This window comes from Pseudomonas fulva NBRC 16637 = DSM 17717 (genome assembly GCF_000730565.1).
Classification (GTDB): Bacteria; Pseudomonadota; Gammaproteobacteria; order Pseudomonadales; family Pseudomonadaceae; genus Aquipseudomonas; species Aquipseudomonas fulva.
Genome location: NZ_BBIQ01000015.1, coordinates 76,800 through 96,648, shown reverse-complemented (window position 1 = coordinate 96,648; position 19,849 = coordinate 76,800). Strand labels below are relative to the sequence as shown.

Annotated in this window: 21 protein-coding genes; 17 read left to right on the top strand and 4 right to left on the bottom strand. The window is 61.0% G+C overall.

Features of this window, described 5'->3' with window-relative positions:
- Window positions 1–192 precede the first annotated feature (192 nt).
- The 7 genes from PFU01S_RS15685 (at window position 193) to PFU01S_RS15655 (ending at window position 6,611) form a co-directional block, all read left to right on the top strand.
- A complete protein-coding gene (locus PFU01S_RS15685; protein WP_027914171.1) occupies window positions 193–936 on the top strand; it encodes a LytR/AlgR family response regulator transcription factor in 744 nt (247 codons plus the stop codon).
- 161 nt (window positions 937–1,097) lie between these two features.
- Entirely contained in the window at window positions 1,098–2,039 is a 942-nt protein-coding gene (hemC, locus tag PFU01S_RS15680) for a hydroxymethylbilane synthase (RefSeq protein ID WP_028688206.1), read from the top strand.
- Window positions 2,036–2,818 (top strand): uroporphyrinogen-III synthase, encoded by a 783-nt coding sequence (locus tag PFU01S_RS22700; RefSeq protein ID WP_028688205.1) that lies wholly within the window; start codon window positions 2,036–2,038, stop codon window positions 2,816–2,818. Before hemC ends, PFU01S_RS22700 begins: the two co-directional genes overlap by 4 nt.
- A 30-nt stretch (window positions 2,819–2,848) precedes the next feature.
- Complete coding sequence (locus tag PFU01S_RS22695) at window positions 2,849–3,949, top strand: uroporphyrinogen-III C-methyltransferase (RefSeq protein WP_028688204.1); 1,101 nt, start codon at window positions 2,849–2,851, stop codon at window positions 3,947–3,949.
- Window positions 3,946–5,184 carry a heme biosynthesis HemY N-terminal domain-containing protein gene (locus tag PFU01S_RS15665; RefSeq protein WP_027914167.1) on the top strand — a complete coding sequence of 413 codons (1,239 nt, stop codon included), beginning with the start codon at window positions 3,946–3,948 and terminating at the stop codon, window positions 5,182–5,184. Before PFU01S_RS22695 ends, PFU01S_RS15665 begins: the two co-directional genes overlap by 4 nt.
- A 222-nt stretch (window positions 5,185–5,406) precedes the next feature.
- Window positions 5,407–5,928 (top strand): disulfide bond formation protein B, encoded by a 522-nt coding sequence (locus tag PFU01S_RS15660; RefSeq protein ID WP_028688203.1) that lies wholly within the window; start codon window positions 5,407–5,409, stop codon window positions 5,926–5,928.
- A gap of 212 nt (window positions 5,929–6,140) precedes the next feature.
- Window positions 6,141–6,611 (top strand): Rsd/AlgQ family anti-sigma factor, encoded by a 471-nt coding sequence (locus PFU01S_RS15655; RefSeq protein ID WP_028688202.1) that lies wholly within the window; start codon window positions 6,141–6,143, stop codon window positions 6,609–6,611.
- A 7-nt stretch (window positions 6,612–6,618) separates the two neighbouring features.
- Here PFU01S_RS15655 and PFU01S_RS15650 read toward each other — a convergent pair whose 3' ends face one another.
- Complete coding sequence (locus PFU01S_RS15650) at window positions 6,619–7,254, bottom strand: FKBP-type peptidyl-prolyl cis-trans isomerase (protein ID WP_027914165.1); 636 nt, start codon at window positions 7,252–7,254, stop codon at window positions 6,619–6,621.
- 259 nt (window positions 7,255–7,513) lie between these two features.
- Here PFU01S_RS15650 and PFU01S_RS15645 point away from each other — a divergent pair, with 259 nt between their 5' ends.
- Window positions 7,514–8,455 carry an AlgP family protein gene (locus PFU01S_RS15645; RefSeq protein WP_028688201.1) on the top strand — a complete coding sequence of 314 codons (942 nt, stop codon included), beginning with the start codon at window positions 7,514–7,516 and terminating at the stop codon, window positions 8,453–8,455.
- Here the strand turns inward: PFU01S_RS15645 and PFU01S_RS15640 are convergent.
- Entirely contained in the window at window positions 8,431–8,913 is a 483-nt protein-coding gene (locus tag PFU01S_RS15640) for a TIGR02444 family protein (protein WP_027914163.1), read from the bottom strand. The genes PFU01S_RS15645 and PFU01S_RS15640 overlap by 25 nt on opposite strands.
- Before the next feature lie 50 nt (window positions 8,914–8,963).
- Here PFU01S_RS15640 and PFU01S_RS15635 point away from each other — a divergent pair, with 50 nt between their 5' ends.
- From PFU01S_RS15635 to PFU01S_RS15625, 3 genes are all read left to right on the top strand, one after another.
- Window positions 8,964–10,874, top strand: a complete 1,911-nt coding sequence (locus PFU01S_RS15635; protein WP_028688200.1) for an ATP-binding cassette domain-containing protein — start codon at window positions 8,964–8,966, stop codon at window positions 10,872–10,874.
- Window positions 10,875–11,004: 130 nt separating this feature from the next.
- Window positions 11,005–11,637, top strand: a complete 633-nt coding sequence (locus tag PFU01S_RS15630; protein WP_027914161.1) for a LysE family transporter — start codon at window positions 11,005–11,007, stop codon at window positions 11,635–11,637.
- 214 nt (window positions 11,638–11,851) lie between these two features.
- The gene (locus PFU01S_RS15625; protein WP_027914160.1) at window positions 11,852–12,094 is read left to right on the top strand and encodes a DUF2789 domain-containing protein; all 243 of its coding nucleotides are present in this window, start codon (window positions 11,852–11,854) and stop codon (window positions 12,092–12,094) included.
- A gap of 144 nt (window positions 12,095–12,238) precedes the next feature.
- Here the strand turns inward: PFU01S_RS15625 and PFU01S_RS15620 are convergent, their stop codons facing one another.
- On the bottom strand, window positions 12,239–12,676 hold the full coding sequence (locus tag PFU01S_RS15620) for a CBS domain-containing protein (RefSeq protein WP_023535729.1): 438 nt from the start codon (window positions 12,674–12,676) through the stop codon (window positions 12,239–12,241).
- Between the two features lie 131 nt (window positions 12,677–12,807).
- Entirely contained in the window at window positions 12,808–13,263 is a 456-nt protein-coding gene (locus PFU01S_RS15615; protein ID WP_027914158.1) for a winged helix-turn-helix transcriptional regulator, read from the bottom strand.
- Window positions 13,264–13,402: 139 nt separating this feature from the next.
- Between PFU01S_RS15615 and PFU01S_RS15610 the strand changes: the two genes are divergently transcribed.
- The 6 genes from PFU01S_RS15610 (at window position 13,403) to PFU01S_RS15585 (ending at window position 19,848) form a co-directional block, all read left to right on the top strand.
- Window positions 13,403–14,662: an MFS transporter gene (locus PFU01S_RS15610; RefSeq protein WP_028688199.1), complete on the top strand. Its 1,260-nt coding sequence runs from the start codon at window positions 13,403–13,405 to the stop codon at window positions 14,660–14,662.
- A gap of 93 nt (window positions 14,663–14,755) precedes the next feature.
- A complete protein-coding gene (locus PFU01S_RS15605; RefSeq protein WP_028688198.1) occupies window positions 14,756–15,052 on the top strand; it encodes a 2Fe-2S iron-sulfur cluster-binding protein in 297 nt (98 codons plus the stop codon).
- Between the two features lie 69 nt (window positions 15,053–15,121).
- Window positions 15,122–15,874: a hypothetical protein gene (locus PFU01S_RS15600; RefSeq protein ID WP_023535779.1), complete on the top strand. Its 753-nt coding sequence runs from the start codon at window positions 15,122–15,124 to the stop codon at window positions 15,872–15,874.
- Window positions 15,875–15,889: 15 nt separating this feature from the next.
- Window positions 15,890–17,230 (top strand): ATP-grasp domain-containing protein, encoded by a 1,341-nt coding sequence (locus PFU01S_RS15595; protein ID WP_028688197.1) that lies wholly within the window; start codon window positions 15,890–15,892, stop codon window positions 17,228–17,230.
- A 28-nt stretch (window positions 17,231–17,258) separates the two neighbouring features.
- Entirely contained in the window at window positions 17,259–18,590 is a 1,332-nt protein-coding gene (locus PFU01S_RS15590) for an ATP-grasp domain-containing protein (protein ID WP_028688196.1), read from the top strand.
- A 31-nt stretch (window positions 18,591–18,621) separates the two neighbouring features.
- Window positions 18,622–19,848 (top strand): ATP-grasp domain-containing protein, encoded by a 1,227-nt coding sequence (locus PFU01S_RS15585; protein WP_028688195.1) that lies wholly within the window; start codon window positions 18,622–18,624, stop codon window positions 19,846–19,848.
- Window position 19,849: the final 1 nt, after the last annotated feature.

Below are 19,849 nucleotides of genomic sequence, written 5' to 3'. Positions count from 1 at the left end.
CACGGAGATTTCACCGATTGAACGGCAGTGTTCCATGGACCGTCTACAGTTTGACAGAGGCGGGCAGCTAATCTGCCAGCCACAGTGAATCTTTGGCTATCGCACCGGTCTAGAGCGTGACACGCAGCGTCGCTTCACACAGCTGTCTACGCTTTTAACCGTGCGAGACTCACTCAGGAATCCAGCGCAATTATGAATGTCCTGATCGTTGATGACGAACCCCAAGGCCGCGAGCGCCTAAGCCGAATGTTCGGTGAACTCGAGGGTTATACCGTGCTGGAGCCAAGTGCCACCAATGGTGAAGAGGCCCTTGCGCTGATCGAAAGCTTGAAACCCGACATTGTCCTGTTGGATATCGGCATGCCTGGCCTCGATGGTCTGCAGGTCGCCGCCCGACTGTGCGAGCGTGAGGCGCCACCTGCGCTCGTGTTCTGTACCGGTGATGACGAGTACGGGGAAGACGCCTTCAAGGAAACTCCCCTCAGCTACGTGACCAAGCCTGTGCACGGGCAGGCGCTTCGTGAGGCACTGCGCAAGGCCGACCGGCCAAACCGCAGCCAGCTGGCCGCGCTCACTCGTCCAGGCCACGAGGGCGGTGGTCCCCGCAGCCACATCAGTGCCAGAACCCGCAAGGGCATCGAGCTGATCCCTATCGCTCAGATCATCTACTTCATCGCCGATCACAAGTACGTGACCCTGCGCCATGAAACGGGCGAAGTGCTGCTCGACGAGCCGCTCAAGGCACTCGAGGATGAATTTGGCGACCGTTTTGTGCGTATCCACCGCAATGCGCTGGTTGCGCGGGAGCGGATCGAACGCCTGCAACGTACACCTCTGGGGCATTTCCAACTGTACCTTCGAGGGCTCGACGGCGATGCCCTGACCGTGAGCCGGCGTCATGTAGCTGGCGTGCGCAAGATGATGCAGACCCTTTGAGCGCTTGACGCCGTGGACGTGCCAGCGCTCATGGCAGTCGCACAGGGGCGCACCGCCGGGCCTGTCATCGGCAGCTTTGGCCCAGGCTGTTGATCCGTATCTGCTAGTGCCGCCGATGATGCTGCTATCATCGGCGGCATTTCTCTGGTTCGGGGCGTTACATGTCCACTCGCGAAATCCGTATTGCCACTCGTAAAAGTGCCCTGGCCCTGTGGCAGGCCGAATACGTCAAGGCGCGCCTGGAACAGGCCCACCCTGGCCTGAAAGTTTCCCTGGTGCCCATGGTCAGCCGGGGCGACAAGCTGCTCGATGCGCCTTTGGCCAAGATCGGCGGCAAAGGGCTGTTCGTCAAGGAACTGGAAACCGCTCTGCTCGAGCACGAAGCCGACATCGCCGTGCACTCGATGAAAGACGTCCCCATGGACTTTCCCGAGGGCCTTGGCCTGTATTGCATCTGCGAGCGTGAAGACCCGCGCGATGCGTTCGTTTCCAACCGGTTCGACAGCCTTCAGTCGTTGCCTGCCGGCAGCATCGTCGGAACTTCCAGCCTGCGTCGACAGACCCAACTGCTGGCCCGCCGTCCCGACCTGCAAATCCGCTTTCTGCGCGGCAACGTCAATACACGCCTGGCCAAGCTCGACGCGGGTGACTACGACGCCATCATCCTGGCGGCAGCCGGGCTCATCCGGTTGGGCTTCGAAGCGCGAATCACCGACAGCATCAGCGTCGACGACAGCCTTCCTGCCGGGGGGCAAGGCGCCGTCGGCATCGAATGCCGCAGCGCCGATGCAGAGATCCACGCGCTCCTCGCGCCCTTGCATCATCTCGATACGGCCGATCGTGTGGTAGCCGAACGCGCCTTGAACAAACGCCTGAACGGCGGTTGTCAGGTGCCGATCGCCTGTTATGCAGTGCTTGAACAAGACCAGCTGTGGCTTCGGGGCCTGGTAGGGCATCCAGATGGCGGTACGCTGTTGGTCGCCCAGGCTCGGGCGCCTCGCCTGCAAGCTGAAGCACTCGGTGTGCAGGTGGCCGAAGATCTGCTCAATCAGGGTGCTGAGGCCATTCTCAAGGAAATCTACGGCGAGGCAGGGCATTCGTGAGCCCTTGGCGCCTGCTGTTGACCCGACCCGCTGAGGAGTGTGCAGCGCTTGCCCACACACTGGGCCAAGCTGGCATAGCCAGCAGCTGCATGCCTTTGCTTGCGATCGAACCTGTCATGCTGCAGCCGCCGCAATTGGCGTTGCTCAAGGGACTGTCCAGTTACCAAGGGTTCATCGTGGTCAGTAAACCGGCTGCCAGGTTATTGCTCGCGGCAGCGGCGCAGCGGCAACTGCCCGTACCGATGCAGGGTTGGTTCACGGTAGGCGCGGCTACGGCTGCGGTGCTGCAGGATGCACAGCTTGATGTCAGCTTCCCCGCATGCGGGGACGACAGTGAAGCCTTGCTCGAATTGCCTGCGCTCCAACAGGTTCTGGCGAACGCAGGGCCGCGCATCTTGATCGTGCGGGGTGTCGGAGGTCGCGAATTGCTGGCAGAGCGTCTTGCTCAGCGAGGTGCTACCGTCGATTATCTGGAACTGTATCGCCGCGACCTGCCGTCGTACCCTGCGGGCTACCTGTTGCATCGCATCGAAGCGGAACGCCTTAATGGCGTGGTGGTCAGCAGTGGACAGGGTTTCGAACACTTGCAGCAACAGGCTGGTAGCCAATGGCCGCAGCTGGCACGCTTGCCGGTGTTCGTACCAAGCCCGCGGGTCGCTGAGCAGGCCCGGGCCGCAGGTGCCCAACACGTTGTGGATTGCCGTGGCGCCAGCGCTGCGGCCTTGCTGGCAGCCGTGCAGCGTAGCGCTGCACCTGCCGACCCAGGCGCCAAGCTCTAGGCGGCGCGCCCCCATGCAAAGGATGGATACGTGAGCGAGACTGTCTTGTCCAACAAGGATCAAACGTCGGCCCAGGCGCCGACGGAGCCTGTCACCCCAGTGCCCGCCAAGCGCTCCGGCAATGGCTTAGCCGCGCTGGCCCTGTTGTTGGGCGCTGCCGGCATCGCTGTAGGCGGCTGGGGCGCCTGGCAAGTGCACCAACTGCAAGGCAGCGAGTTCGACCAGGGCCAGCACCTGGAGGCGCTGAACCAGCGAGCCGAGGCGCTTCAGCAGCGTGAACAGAAAATCAGCGCACAGTTGGCCGGTCTGCCGGCAGCCAGTGAGCTTGAAGACCGTCGTCGTCTGGTCGCGCAGCTCCAAGGCGATCAGCAACGTCTGAGTCAGCGGCTTGAGACCGTACTGGGTGAAAGCCGCAAGGAATGGCGCCTGGCCGAAGCCGAGCACTTGTTGCGCCTGGCGACCTTGAGGCTGTCGGCTTTGCAGGACATCACCAGTGCCAAGGCGCTGGTCGAAGGGGCCGACGAGATTTTGCGCGAGCAAAGCGACCCTGGCGCCTTCGCCGCGCGCGAGCAACTGGCCCGCAGCCTCGCCACGCTCAACAATACCCAGCAGCCTGACCGCACCGGTCTGTTCCTGAAGTTGGCGGCCCAGCGTGAGCTCGTCCAGCAACTGAGCGCCCAGTCCCCGGAATTCGACAATGACGCCAATGCCATGGGTGCGCTGACCAGTGACGGCGACGGCGCCAGTCGCCTGTCCAAATGGTGGTCGGAAATATCCAAGTATTTCCAGATTGAATTCAATGCCGACGAGAACGTGAAACCGTTGCTCGCGGGTCAGCAGCTCAATCAGCTGCGCCTGGCGTTGAGTCTTACGCTGGAACAGGCGCAATGGGCAGCGCTCAACGGCGATGCGAAGGTCTATGCCCAGGCATTGGATGATGCACGCAGCGTGCTGCTGGCCAACTTCAACGCCGACAATCCGCAGAGCAAAGCCATGCTCGACAGCCTGAACGCACTGGCCGAGCAACCCGTTTCGGTCGTAACCCCTGACCTCAGTGAAAGCCTTGCCTCCGTTCAGGCCTATATCCAGCGCCGGCATCTGCCTGCCGAGGACAAGGGAGACAAGCCATGAAGCGTGTCTACCTGTTGGCGGTACTGGCCATTGTGGTGGCAGCGGCCCTCGGCGTGGCCGTGGCCAAGCACAGCGGCTACGTGATGATTTCCTATGGCAGCTTCCGTTATCAGTCCGGGCTTTGGGCCGCGCTGTTGGGCTTGCTGGCCGTCATCCTGGCGCTGTTGGTGCTGCGTTTTCTGGTCGGCCTGCTCCTGGCGTCCGGCGGGGCGGTCAACCCTTGGTCCCGGCGCAACCGCAGCCGGCGCAACCGCGTTGCCATCGAACAGGGCCAACTGGATCTGGCAGAAGGGCGCTGGGCCAGCGCCCAGCGTCATCTGCACAGGGCTGCAGAAGCCGAACGCCAACCGCTGATGTATTACCTTGGCGCCGCCAAGGCCGCCAACGAGCAGGGCCGTGTCGAGGAAAGCGACGGTCTGCTGGAGCGTGCGCTGGAGCGGCAACCTCAGGCAGAGCTTGCCGTGGCCTTGACCCATGCCCAACTGCAAATGGACCGTGGCGACAACGACGGGGCGCTGGAGACGTTGCTGGCCATGCAGGAGCGCCATCCACAGAACACTCAGGTACTGCGTTTGTTGCAACGCTTGCAGCTTGAGCGCGGCGACTGGTCTGCGCTCATTCGCCTGATGCCGGACCTGCGCAAGAACAAGGTATTGCCCGCCACCGAGCTCGCCACGCTCGAACGTCGTGCCTGGGGGCAAAACCTGAGCCTGGCACAGACCCGGGGTGAAGATGCGCAAACGGCCCGCCAAGCCCTGGAGCGTGCCTGGCAGCAATTGACCTCCGCCCAGCGTCAGGAGCCGCAACTGGTCCTGGCCTATGCCGAGCAACTGCGCCAGCTCGGCGCTCAGGGCGAGGCCGAGCAGGTATTGCGCACGGCGCTCAAGCGCAACTACGAAAGCCACCTTGCTCGGCTGTACGGCCTGGTGCGCGGTGAAGACCCTGCCCAGCAGCTGCAGACCGCCGAAGCTTGGCTCAAGGACCATCCTCAGGATGCCAGCCTGCTGCTGACGCTGGGTCGGCTCAGCTTGCAGAATCGGCTGTGGGGCAAGGCCCGTGACTATCTGGAAAGCAGCTTGCGCATGGAGCGCAACCCCGAGGCCTGCGCTGAGCTGGCACGTCTGCTCGCAGGCCTTGGCGAAACGGAGCGCAGCAACCAACTCTTCCAGGAAGGGCTTGGTTTGCTCGATGAGCGACTGCTGGCGCTGCCGTTGCCGGAGACGGTTCGCGCTTGACCTGACCTTGGCCCGCGCAAAGCCGCGGGCTTCAAGGGGAGGTAATCTTTCGGCTCGGGCCAGAGAAATCCTGACGTATTTTCTTAAGGCGCGTCTTACAAAGCAGTTGGATATTTCTTAGGTAACGCTGGGAATTGTCTCGACTGTTGTGCCTTGAAACAAAGGATGTGATTCCTCTACCGTTTCAAGCCACGACTACCGATACCGGGACCCTCACTGCCCATGCTGCCGGCCCGCCTGCGTACTTTCTTCTTCCCAACCTGCCTGGTGGCATTCACTGCCCTGGTCACTGCATTCAAGCTGCAAGATGCGCTCGGGCTTTTGCCGTGCCTACTGTGTGTGACACAACGGGCGCTGCTGGCAGGGTATGTACTGGTGTGTCTAAGCGCAGTGCTGCATGGGCCGGCACTCGAAGGCCAACGCCGCTATGCCCAGCTAGCGCTTGGCTTTGCACTGGGTGGCGCTGCAGTAGCCGCAAGGCATGTCTGGCTGCAGGGGGTTGCGGCCGATGACCTGGTCTGCCCCGTCGCCATCGACCACAACGCTGGGCAGTACTGGAACGAGCTTGCCCGGCAACTATTTTCCGGTGCCCCTGATTGCAATGCGCTGACCTGGAGCTTCATGGACTTGACGTTACCCGAATGGAGCCTGATGGCCTTTGTGCTCCTGGCTGCGTTTGCGCTCGGTCATCTACTTGCAGGTCGCCTGCATGCCCTGCTCACCCATGACCTCAAACAACGCTGAGCCGCAGCACGACCAATGGCGGTAAGACGGCGTATTAAACACTTGTACGAAGTTATTACCCTGCGTACCTTGAAGGGCAGCTTGCGTGGGAATAATCTCCGAGCACGCCTACCGAAAATCCAAGGTTTGATGCTGTTCTGCTAATTCAATCTCGTGCCTTAGCAGCGCTACGCGAGGAGCAGCGGCATCTACCCACAGGGGAAGAGATCGCCATGCTCGATAGTTGTCAGAATGCACAGGAACGCTGGGGCGGGGTCAACGCGCTGATCGACCGTTGGCTGAGCGAGCGCGAGCAACTGGTTCATGCCTATCGTTCGTTGCGTGATGCCAAACCGGCCTTTGCAGACAAAGACACCAACGGCGACTTCTGTGCGCTGCTGGTGGACTATGTCTCGGCGTGGCATTTCGAAATCTGTGAACAACTGGTCAGCGAGGCCAAGGCATTTGGAGACACCCGAGCCCTTGATCTTGCAGGCGAGATCAGCCCACGCATTGATGACATTACCCAGATTGCACTGGCGTTCAACGATCACTGCGTCAAGGCTGAATGCAAGGACACCGAACGCTTCGCCGAGAAGCTTGGCAAGCTTGGCAGCTTGTTGCATGAGCGCTTCGAGCTTGAAGATTGCCTGATCGAAGTGCTGCACAACGCGCACAAGGAAGAAGGCCTGGCGCCCGTCTGAGGGTCATTCAGTCCTTGGTTTGCAGCAATTGGATTTCAAAAACCAGCGGCGTGTAGGGTGCAATCAGATCACCCGCGCCGTCGGCGCCGTAGGCCAGTGCAGACGGAATCACCAGTCGCCATTTTGCACCCGCATGCATTTGCGGCAGCGCCATCTGCCAGCCCTCGATAACCGAGTCGAGGCTGAACCACTGCGGCTCACGGCTTTGGTCGAACACTTCTCCACTGGGCAACCGTCCCACGTAATTGACCAGCACCTTGGCGCCCGCCTTGGGCTGCGGTCCATTGCCTGCTTGTAGCTCGCTGTACAGCACACCTTGCATCAACTCATGAACGCCAGCACGGGCCCGCTCATTGGCCATGAAACGTATCTCTGCGGCTTCAGGCGCCTGGGGCGCAGCGTCTTGCTGCGGTTGGTGCTGTTCGAGCAGCGCCTGCATGCGGGCCTGGCTCAACTTCAAGGGCTGTTCCTGGTAAGACTGGCGCAAGCCTTCGACGAGCGCATCGAGCTGTAGCCCTGGCATTTCCTGTCGCAGCCGTTCACCCAGACTGGCACCCAGGCTGTAGGCAAGGTCCTGATCATCGGTGTCGGCCACGGCCAACATCGGCAGTAGGCAAAAACCTAGAACAATGGATCGAAGCATGACCAATTCCTACGGCGGTGGGGGGCGAAGTATGCCAGTGTTCACGACGGTACGGGCTCGCGGCGTGCCGGACCACACGGTGCATTGATCAACGACAGGTCAGCGCTGGCGAAGCGTAGTTAATTGCCGTGCTTGCGGTGCGAGATGTGCTCAGACGTTGATATGCAACAGTGTATGGATATTGCGGTCAAGATGCCCTAGCGGCCTGCGCAGCGGAAGCATAGTATGAGTCGCACTCTCATCAGTCAGGAGGTAAGTCATGTCGGCCAAGAAAAAGCCAGTCAGCACGCCGTTACACCTGCTTCAGCAACTTTCGGGTAGCTTGCTTGAACATTTGGAAGAGGCCTGCTCGCAAGCGCTGGCTGATGCAGAGAAGCTGTTGGCCAAGTTGGAAAAGCAGCGCGGCAAGGCCCAGGAAAAACTGCATAACGGTCGCTTGAAGTTGCAAGACGCAGCAACGGCGGGCAAAGCCAAGTCGCAGAACAAGGCCAAAAAGGCCGTTGCCGAGCTCGAAGAGCTGCTCGACTCGCTCAAGGACCGCCAGACCCAGACCCGCGGCTACATCCAGCAATTAAAGCGCGATGCTCAGGACAGCCTGAAACTGGCCCAAGGCGTTGGCAAGGTGCGTGAAGCCGCCACCAAGGCCCTCGACCAACGTGCAGCCCAGGCTGCCGCCCCAGCTGCTACCAAGCCTGCTACCAAGACCACAGCCGCCAAATCGCCTACCCCAGCCACTGGCAAGGCCAAACCGGCTGCGCGCACCGCAGCTACCAAGCCTGCAGCCAAGGCCGCTGACGCACAATCCGTGGCAGCCAAACCTGCTGCCAGATCGGCCTCGAAGCCTACCGCAACCAAGGCTGCCACAAAGCCGGGCGCAGCCAAGTCCCCTGCGAAAGCGACAGCGGCCAAGGCTTCAGCGGCTGAATCTTCTGCATCCAGCACCCAGGCTGCCAAGGCGACGTCAGCCAAGCCTGCAGCCAAGGCAGCGAGTGCAAAAGCCGCAAGCAAGCCCGCACCTGCGAAACCCTCTACCCGTGGCACCGCCACCCGAACGGCCACTCGCACTGCCAGCAGCCGATCCACAAGTGCCAAGCCGGCGACGGCTGCCGACGACAAAGCCCCAGCGTCCGGCAACTCGGTGAACCCTGCCACACCTGTATCCGACGTAGGAGCTGCTCAGTCGTCGTCCACCGACGCCTGATGCGCCAGCGCCGCCGCGCGCAACTGCTCAAGTGCGCGGTGATCTCGCAGCTGGCTCGGTGCAAGCCAAGCCAGCCAGTCGCCAGTATGTCCCGGTCTGCCGGCGGGCCACTGTGCTGCACAGGCTTGCAAGCGTTCCAACAGCGCTTTTTCAGCTGAAAGCTCCAGTCTTTTGAGTTGCTCTCGCAGCTCAGCCAACGGTGGGTCGCCTTTCGCTGATTCTCGCCATTGTTCGCGCAGGCTTCGCAAGGGTGAGACCACATCCCGTTGCCAGGGCCCTGCACAGCCCTGCAAGGCCTCGACGCGCTGTTGCTGCACCTCGATTGACCTGGCCTGCAGCCAGGTGGCGCACAATAGCAGGCACACGTCGCCCCCTTGCCGTTGCAGGTCGAGGCAAGCCGCTTCCACACCGGGCCTGGCGTACAGGCTCAAGGCGTGATCCCACAAGTCGCATTGCATGGTTCCACTCGCGCTATGGGCCGAGGAAGCTGGTAGACTCCGCGACCATCATGATCAGACTATCCAACCTCACTTTACAGCGTGGTCCGCAGCGCTTGCTAGATGGCGCCGAGATGACCCTGCACACCGGTCACAAGGCCGGCCTCATCGGTGCCAACGGTGCCGGCAAATCCAGCTTGTTCGCTTTGCTGCGCGGTGAGTTGTCGCCCGATGGCGGTGATTGCCACCTGCCGGCAGACTGGCGGATCGCGCACATGCGCCAGGAGGTCGATACCCTCGACCGGGTGGCCGTGGACTATGTGCTCGACGGCGATGTGCGATTGCGCAGGGTGCAGGCTGCGTTGGCAGAGGCCGAGCAGGCCCATGACGGTACGGCACTGGCCCGGCTGCACAGTGAGTTGGACAGTGCGGACGGTTATACCGCCGATGCGCGAGCGCGCAAGCTGCTGGCGGGGCTAGGCTTTACCAACGAGCAGATGGACCGCCGCGTCGGCGACTTCTCCGGTGGATGGCGGATGCGCCTGAACCTGGCCCAGGCATTGATGTGCCCCTCCGATCTGTTATTGCTCGACGAACCGACCAACCACTTGGACCTGGACGCCATCCTCTGGCTGGAAGACTGGCTCAAGGGCTACCCGGGCACGCTGTTGCTGATCTCCCACGACAGGGATTTTCTCGATGCCGTGGTCGATCACGTGCTGCATGTCGAACAGCGCAAGCTGAACCTGTACAAGGGCGGCTACAGTGCATTCGAACGCACCCGTGCCGAACGCCTGGCACAACAGCAGCAAGCATACGAGAAGCAGCAGGCGCAGCGTGCGCACATGGAAAAATACATTGCGCGCTTCAAGGCCCAGGCCACCAAGGCGCGTCAGGCACAGAGCCGCATAAAGGCCCTGGAGCGCATGGAGGAGCTGTCGGCCGCTCACGTGGATTCGCCGTTCGATTTCGTGTTCCGCGAGTCGCAGAAAATCTCCAGCCCCTTGTTGAGCCTGTCCGAAGGGCGGTTGGGTTACGGCGACAAGGCCATTCTCGAGAAGGTCAAGCTGCAGCTGGTGCCGGGTGCACGCATCGGCCTGCTAGGCCCCAACGGCGCCGGCAAGTCCACCTTGATCAAGAACCTTGCCGGTGAGCTTGAGCCATTGTCCGGGCGCCTGGTGCGGGGTGAAAACCTCGCCGTCGGCTATTTTGCCCAGCATCAGCTCGACTCGTTGGACGACAAGGCCAGCCCCTTGCTGCACCTGCAGCGCATTGCCCCAACCGAGCGCGAGCAGACGCTGCGCGACTTCCTCGGTGGTTTCGATTTTCATGGCGATCGCGTAGACGAGCCGGTCGTGAACTTCTCGGGTGGCGAAAAGGCACGGCTTGCGCTGTCGCTTATCGCCTGGGAGCGGCCAAACCTGCTGCTGCTCGACGAACCCACCAACCACCTGGACCTGGAAATGCGCCTGGCCCTGACCATGGCATTGCAGGAGTTTGCAGGTGCAGTGGTGGTGGTGTCCCACGACCGGCATCTGCTCAAAAGCACAACCGATGACTTCTTGCTGGTCGCCGACGGTAAGGTCGAGCCCTTCGACGGGGACCTCGATGACTATAGCCGCTGGCTCGTGGAATATCGCCAGCGCAACGCGCCGGTCAGTAGCGCGGTAACCAACCCCGACAAGACCGACAAGAAGGCCATGCGCCAGGCTGCGGCAGCATTGCGCCAACAACTGGCGCCGCACAAGAAGACCGCTGACAAGCTTGAAGCTGAACTCAACCAGGTGCATGCGCAGTTGGCCGAGATCGAGACTGCGTTGGGTGATGGTGGTCTTTACGAAGCCGCCCGCAAGGACGAGCTGCGTGAATTGCTGGCCCGGCAAACCGCGCTCAAGCAGCGTGAAGGCGACCTCGAAGACGCTTGGATGCAGGCACTGGAAACGCTCGAAACCATGCAGGCCGAACTCGAAGCGCTCAGCTGACGCGCTTTTTGCGAGCGCTGCTACCGACCCTTCGCAAGCAGCGCTGCAAAATCGCTCAAATTGCGCTGGTCATTTTTTCATCGGCACCTTAGCTTAATGCTTTGAAACATGTGCATGAGCGAGGTGTGGGATGTCGATGGAAGTGTGGTTGGGCTTTTTTGCCGCCTGCTGGGTTATCAGCCTGTCTCCGGGTGCGGGCGCTATCGCCTCGATGTCTAGTGGGCTGCAATATGGGTTCTGGCGCGGCTACTGGAATGCGCTGGGCTTGCAGATCGGCCTGGTGATGCAGATCGCCATCATTGCGGCAGGCGTCGGGGCCATCCTGGCTGCTTCGGCCACCGCATTCCATGTGATCAAATGGTTCGGCGTCGCCTACCTGGTGTACCTGGCCTATAAGCAATGGCGCGCCCTGCCCATGGACATGAGCGATGAATCCGGTATACGACCCATCGGCAAACCGCTGAGCCTGGTGTTCCGGGGTTTTCTTGTGAACGTCAGCAACCCCAAGGCCCTGGTGTTCATGCTGGCGGTGCTGCCGCAGTTCATCAATCCTCATGCGCCTTTGTTACCACAGTACATCGCCATCGCCGCTACCATGGTTGCCGTCGATCTGCTGGTGATGGCGGGTTATACGGGGCTTGCAGCACGCGTGCTTAGGGTGCTGCGCACACCCAAGCAGCAAAAGCGCCTCAACCGTACCTTTGCCGGGCTGTTCATCGGTGCGGCCACGTTCCTGGCCACCTTGCGCCGCGCGCCGCTGTAAATCCAGGGCAGAGGTGGCTGCGCCTTCTGGCTCAGAGCTTTCTGCTCAAGGCATTACGGTGATTTATCGAGTCTTCTGCTGTGGCGCGCTGTCTATTCCCAGGCAGGATGATTGCGGTCGTCCTGCCTAGGGCGCTGATGCCCACCCTTGAGCGCAAGCTCTCAAACAGGACTGGCGCTTACACCAAAGCGCATGCCGGCACTGCGGAGGAATCATGGACAAACCGACTCACCACTTTTCCGAATTGTTCAAGCAGCTTGGACTGGACGACGACCCGGTCGAGATCGAGCGCTTCATCACCACCCATTCGCCACTCGATGATGATGTGAAATTGGTCGATGCACCGTTCTGGAGTGAGGGCCAGCGTGCCTTTCTCAAGGAAAGCTACGCCGCCGATGCCGACTGGGTTCCCATGGCCGATCAGTTGAACGAAGCGCTGCATCCGGCCAAGAAATAAGTTACCTGCAGCGTGAAGCGTGAGGGGCCGTGAGCCGTTCCGGTCAACGCGTCGATACTGCCATTCAAGGTATAGACAGTTCCGGAACCGGCTGACGGCCAGTCTTACCTGTAGCGCATGCAGGTGGCCGAGCCCTGAAATGCCTCACTCGCCGCGGATGTACTGCTCGAGCTGCAAGATCAACCCTGCCTGCTCCGCGATGGTCTCCTTGACCAGGTCGCCAATCGACAACAGCCCCAACAGCTCACCGTTGCTCACCACCGGCAGATGGCGCAAATGTCGATTGGTCATCAGGTTCATGCAGTATTCAAGGTTGTGCTTCGGCTCCACGGTAACCACCGGTGCGCTCATGATGTCGCGCACCGGCGTGGCGGCCGACGAGCGTCCCTTGAGCACCAGCTTGCGCGCATAATCGCGCTCACTGACGATACCTACCACCTCGTTGCCTTCAACGACAGGCAACGCGCCGATGTTCATCTCGGCCAACAGTCTGAGGGCGTCGAGCACTGAGTCGTCCGGACCGATGGTGTACACGGTCTGGTGTTCGGACTTGCTCTTGAGGATTTGTTCGACGTTTTTCATGGTGGCCTCTGCAGGTGGAGGAAAACACTGGCGACGGTCCTGCAAGCATCGACCACCCGGCGCCGTCCGGCAATGCAGGAAACGGCATCAAGGTGATTGAAAAACGTCATGAGCATGCAGGGGCGTTTGCCTCAACCCCCTCGGGTGATCAGTCGTCGGTGACAATCCTCCGGGCTCAACTGCTGGCCTGTACGGGATCGAACGGTGATCGTCTCAAGGGGCTGGTCTGTCATGTTGTCCAGCATGATCGAGTGGCATTCACCTGAACCGTACAAAAAACGCTCTCCCCACTGGCGCATGCTGATGACGATGGGGAAGGCGGCCCGGCCCATTTCGGTCAGCACATACTCCTTGTAAGCACTCCCATCGGAAGCAGGCCGGACCTCGAACACGCCCAATTCGACCATTGCCTTGAGCTTTACGGTGAGGATGTTCTTGGCGACACCAAGGCGCTTCTGAAAATCACTGAACCGCCGTACGTCGTCGAACGCTTCGCGGATGATCATCAATACCCATCGGTCCCCAATCGCTTCTAGGGTGCGCGCCACTGGGCATTCACTGCGCGCTAACTGTTCCTGTTTGGCCATGTTTGTCCATGAGCAGATGATGAAAAGCGCTAACCATATGAGAAAACGTTCATGGTCAGTAGTTGCATTTAAAAACCTGATTTGTTAAAAATCGCTACAAGTGGTTTCCTTTTGAAACCTATTCCAAGGATGGAAGTGCATGCCGTACAGGCCAGATAGCCCGGTCAAGCGGGCGGCGACAGCCGAAGCGTCTGCCAACCGTGACGACACGGCGCGCTGCGACACACCGCGTAGTACCACACTCAGCCCTTCCCAAACCTTCCTCTTTGCCATTACCTGCGCAATGGCCGTGGCGAATGTGTACTTCGCCCAGCCGCTGCTCGAGTCCATGGCCAGCAGTTTGGCGGTGCCTGCCAGCACCATCGGGATCGTCGTCACGGCCACCCAGGCAGGTTATGCGGTCGGTTTGCTGTTCATTGTGCCGCTGGGCGACTTGGTCAACCGGAAGAAGCTCATTCTCTGCCAAATGCTCCTCAGCGCCTTGGCCCTCTGCGCCGTAGGGCTGGCGCAGGCCTGGGTCGTGCTGCTCGGTGCCATGGTCCTGGTGGGGTTGATGGCCGTACTGGTGCAGGTGGTGGTGGCCTACGCTGCGGCACTGGCAAGCCCCGAGCAACGTGGCCAGACCGTGGGGACTGTGACCAGCGGCGTGGTCCTGGGGATTCTGCTTGCACGTTTCGTGTCTGGCGCGATGGCCGATCTGGCCGGGTGGCGCAGCGTGTATTTCGTGTCGGCCGCGCTGATGGCGGGGATGGCCTTCGTGTTGTGGCGCACGCTGCCCGCCTCTCCCCGCGCTGCGGTCAGCGGCGGCTACTTTGCCCTGCTGCGTTCGGTGCTGCAGCTGTTTCTGCGCGAACGTACCCTGCGCGTGCGCGGAGTCTTTGCGTTGCTTATCTTCGCTGCCTTCAGCGTGCTCTGGACATCCATGGTCCTGCCGCTCAGTGAACCAGATCTTGCGCTTTCGCATACCCAAATCGGGCTCTTTGGCCTTGCCGGGGTAGCAGGGGCTCTCGCAGCGGCGAGGGCCGGGCGACTGGCAGACCGTGGCCTGGCCAATCGCACCACAGGCATTGCGCTGGTCTTGCTGACCCTTTCCTGGCTTCCGACGGCGTTCGTCCATAGCTCGCTGCTGGCAATGGTCCTGGGCGTGGTGATGCTCGACTTCGCCGTGCAGGCCGTGCACGTCACCAACCAAAGCCTGATCTTCGCTGCACGACCGGATGCGCAAAGCAGGCTCGTTGGCGCCTACATGTGCTTCTACTCGCTGGGCAGCGGGCTCGGCGCCATCGCGGCGACCTACACCTATGCCCAGGCGGGTTGGGTAGCCGTGTGCATGCTGGGCGCATCAATCAGTGCCGTCGCCTTGATCTACTGGCTGTGGTTGAACTTCAACGACCGATAAGTACTTGCGATTCAACAGCTGCGCTCATTGTTTCGACACAGCAACGTGATGCCGTGCGCGCGACACAGCAACTTCAACTTAGGCGAGGCACGTATGGCGCTGCACAAACTGACCGTTTCTTCCCACGGCGTCGACTTTGAACTGCCCTCCAACTCACCCCTTACAGACATCGAATGGGAGGCCGGTGGCAAGAATGTCATCCCGCTCGGCTGCCGCGTCGGGGCGTGCGGGGCGTGCCTGATCAAAGTCAAGCAAGGGCTGGACGCGTTGAATCCACGCAACGATGAGGAAACAGCATTCATAGAACTGTTGGGCTATAGCGGGGCGGACTACCGTCTGGCCTGCCAGTGCCTGATCAGAGGTGAATTGGCCATTGAAGTCATTGGCTAGGCAGTGCGTTGTTCACGTCGACTCATGATGAGTGGCGTCTTGTATCAGAACCCAAGAAGAGGCTCGAATATGCTGAACCGTGTAAAGAATGTGGGCTATGGCGATCGCACTCCGTTCCTCAATGCTGCTGCATCGGTCAACCTGCGTGGGGAAATCGACAGCATCATCGATGAACAGGTCGATCAGTGGTACAAGACGGTGCCGCAAGCCGCGCACCTGGAAGGCAAGGATGTCAACAGCGCCTACTACAAGCGTCACCTGATCGAGACGGCGTGGCGTATCCGCCTGCTGCGCGTTGCCGAGGCCAAGGCCTTGGTCGAGGTGGCGAAAGTCAGCCCGGAAGCTGCGCAGATCTGGGCCCACTACGAACAGGAAGAAATGCTGCATGACGACTTGTTCATCCAGGATCTCCAGCGTGTAGGCGTCAGCCGCGAAGAGTTCCTTGCCACCGAACCCTACCTGTCCACCAAGCTGCTGGCAGGCTTCTTCTCCTACCTGCTCGACCATGAAGGCCCCCTGGGCGTCATCGCCTACTCGTACCTGGTCGAATACGTCAACGTCAAGCTCGAGCCGCGCAAGCTCGAAGCGCTCAAGGGTTCGGTCGGCGAATCCAAGATCGTGGGTCAGATCTCCCACTCCCACACCGACATCAACGATGACCATCCAGGCGAGGTATGGGCGGCATTGCGCTTCTTGATCAAAGGTGAGCAGGACATCGCTGCGCTCAAGCGCTACCTGGCCGAGCATCAGAAAGTGTTGGCCATGTACTTCAACGAGTTGTACCTGGACACGCTGGCCAGCCCGCAAGCCAAGGTAGCCTAAGCCATGGTGCAGGCAATGAAGACGACGCGACCTGGTGTGCTGATCCTGAGCCATTGCGGCTTTTCATTTCTGGAAGACTTGAAGTTAGAGCTGCATCGTCGACAGCTTCGCTGCTTCGTGCTTTCTTCATTGCCGCTTCCTGAACATGTACCGGCTCGTTTGCAGCAAATCGAGTCTTGGGCAGACCGGCTCTATGTCGGCGACGCTCACCAATTACGCAGCGATGAGGTTACCCAAACCCTCCAGCGTCTGCATGAAGCAGGCGAACAGGTCACCTGCTGCATCAGCGTGTGGGAGGGGTACCGGCACCTGATGGCGCAGGCCAACCTGTCGCTTGGCACCTACGACATTGGCCCTGAGCAAGCGCTTGCCCTGCGCAACAAGCTCGGGGTGCGTAACCAACTGGCGGCAGCCGGGCTTTCACAGGTCCAGGCGCATGCTCTGTCGGCATCGGTCCTGCAGGCATTGCAGATGGATGGCCGGCCTTACTTCATCAAGCCGATCCATGGCATCGCTTCCTATGCCGCCTTCCCAATGCGTCCGGACACCCGTTGGGCCACGTTGGAAGCCTTGAGAGAGGCTTCAGCAAGCGACACCGTGTATGCCTCGGCCTTCAATGAGGGGCTTGAGTTCATGGCCGAGGATTACATCCCCGGTAAAGAATTCAGCTTCGAGACCTTACTGCTCGATGGCCAGGTCCACGTGGTGGCCATTCATGAAAAATACGAAGTCACCGAGACAGCCGAAACGGTGCTGGAAGACAGCTGCACCACACCGCCAGCCAGCCTCGATAAAGCGCAGATCGCAGCCGGCCTGGCATGGCTGAGTGAAGTGCTTGGCTGCCTGGCGCTGAAATGGGGTTGCTACCACATCGAAGCCAGGTTCACCGGCGAGCACTGGGACCTGATCGAAGTCAATCCACGGGTGGGCGGCAGCCTGATTTCCCATAGCGTTGAGGCGGTCGCTGACGGGCACAGCATGCTCTCGCTGTGGCTGGACCTGCTGTTCGCAAGCCAGGACGATGCGCCTCTGCGCGAGGCCTTCGCACAGCGTCTGGACAGGCTTGGCTGGCACGCCGAGGGCACCACCGAGCAGACGACGGCCACGTTCTTTCGCGTCTATTTCGCCAAACCCGGCACCCTGCGTAGCGTCGAGCTGGCTGAGACCCCACTGGCGCCCAGCGTGACGCACATCCTGCTCAAGGCAGGCGATGTGATTCCTGCCCATGCCCGTGAAGTATTCCTCGGCCAGTTGCTGTGGACATTCCCGCACACCGAACACCCCGCTGAACTCAAGCGCCTGTCTCGTAGCAGCGCAGACGCGCTCGATATCCAGTACGAGACCGAAGGCTTCTGACGTCCGCCAGGCACCGGAGACAATTGACATGTCCTTGCAAAGACCCGTTTTGCTGGTTGTGGATTACAACTTGAGCCGTATCGGCGACGTTCAACACATGCGCAACCATGCCCGTGAGCGCTGGAATGCCGAAACCTGGTTGGTGCGCAGCGCTCCCCAGGCGCACGATCTGCGCATCAGCGATCGGCTTATCGACGCAGACCCGTTGGCGCCGGACTTCATCCAGCGCGTGCTTGAGCAATTAGGCGACGAGGCCGCGCGTGTCAGTGCTGGCATCGTGTTTTCCGACAATGCCGTGGCCAGTGGCGCTGCGCTGCTTGAGCGCCTTGGTTTGCCCGTTGACGACGCCCGCCTGGCACTGGGGGCGTTCGACAAGCTGGCCTATCGGATAAGCGAGCAGCGCATCGGGCCGCTGCTTACACAGCTCGGCGTGATGGTGCCGGATTTCGAACGCATCAGGTGCCTTGAAGACGTACAGAACTTCGCCCGGCGTCAGGCTCACGGCTTCGTCATCAAACCCACGACCGAGGGCAATAACCGGGGCGTAGTCCTGGTCGCCCCGGGTACAGACTGCGACCAGGCGTTTGCCGAAGTAGAGCCGTACCTGGCGAGCGGCGTGCTAGCCGAAGCCTTGATACCCTTTGACCGTGAATACTCCTACGACGGGCTGGGCGAGTTGTGGTTCATCACCGAGAAAGTGAGTGCCACCGGGCGCTACCCGGTAGAAGTGGCGCAGATCCTGCCGGCCCGGCTCGATCATCAGGAACGCATGGCCATCCGTGTGGTGGGCGAGCAGGTCAACCGATTGGTCGGCCAGCGCATCGGGCCGTTCCACAACGAGATCAAGCTCAGCGAGAAAGACTGCAACACGGCCGTGGTCGAACCCAATCGGCGCCCTGCAGGCATGAAAATCTGGACGCTGGCTCAAGCTGTCCACGGGCTTGACTTGTATGCAGCCTGGATCGACTCGGTATTTTCGGCAGCCATACCCAAGGAGCTGCCAGAGCCTAGCTGTAGCGCGGCCACCCTCATGTTCGGCGTGCCTCAGGACATGACCGTCGATGTGGCCCGACTAGGCGACGTTCATGCCCTGGTGGTGGAAACCATTGCCTGCGCAGCACAGCGGCTGGGCATTGCACAGGACGCTGTCGTCTTGCTCGAATGCGCTTGGGTGACCAGTGCGCGCCGTCTCGTCCATGCCACGCCCCGGGATAATGGCGATTTCGTGGCGCAGGCCTGCGTGACGCTGCACGATGCCCAGGCCGATATCCGTGATCTGGTCAGCGCGCTGCGCGAACAGTGGCTGGAGGTCATGGCGCGCAGCCTGGCTGCCGAACCCCTGCTCAAAGCCGCTTGCTGAGCGACGCCATCCACGCTTCGAGAACAATAATATGAAGATTCTGATCCTCCACCGTGTGCCTTACCCCCGAATCGAATACCACCGTGGCATCGATCATGCGCTGCACGAAGTCACCTATTTCGGCAAGCAAGCTGCAATCGACACGCTGCCTGCCGATTTGCAGTGCAAGCGGGTGGTACGAGCGGGTACCGCCAGCGCTAGTGAGGAAGCATTGGCATGGCTGTCTGGTAGCCCCCAGCGCTTTGATCGCATTATTTCAATGTCCGAATACGAACTGCTCGATGCTGCACGCTTGAGAGAAGCATTGGGCGTTGAAGGGGCTTCATTACAGACCGTGACCCTGGCGCGCAACAAGCTGCTGATGAAGCAAGCGGTGCAGGCCAACGGCTTGCGCATACCGCAGTTCATGTCGCTGGCCTGTTACCTGGACGCGCAAGGCCAGGTGCCTTGGGCAGGCAAAACGGTCTTGAAACCCCACAGCGGCGCTTCGAGCGCGGACGTCAGCGTACATTTACCGTCTCAGGCCCACGCCGAAATCCGGCGCAAAATCCATGAACAGTCGTTGCTCATCGATGATTTTCAGGTCGAGGAGTACGTTGCAGGCCCCATCCGCCATTTCGACGGTTTGGTGCTCGACGGTCGAATCGTCACGATGCAGGCCAGTGAATACGTAGGCACCTGCCTGGACTACATGGAGCGGGGTGCGCCGCTGGGTTCCTGGCATGTGGACAGCTGCGCATCCATGCGGGAGTGGGTGGGGCAGGCGCTGAACGCGGTGCGGATCACCCACGGCGCCTTCCACCTGGAAGCCATCATGGACGCCGACGGGCCGGTCTTCCTCGAAGTGGGTAACCGGGTCGGCGGGGCTGACGTGGTGGCGACGTATGAGATGGCCACGGGGATTCATTTGCCTTCGCTGGAACTGCGCATCTATGTCGACGGCGAACTGGACCTTTCGACGCTGAGCGGCCGGCAGGCGGACCTGGGCTACGGATGGTTCGTGTTCCCTGGGCACACTCACCCGCAGCGCACGTTCCTTGGGCTCGAGGGCGCAGGTGAACTGCGCGGCAGCCCTTGTATCGTGCAGTGGAACGAGCTCGAACCGGGTGCACCATTGCCTGGGCACGTGACCTACTCGGCATTCGAAGCGCCGCTGGCGGGCATCGTCAAGACCGCCGAGCCCGAGCGTACCCGCGACTGGATGGTTGATCTGTTCTCGCGGGTATCACTGGCCCGGCACCTGACATCCGTTGCTTAAC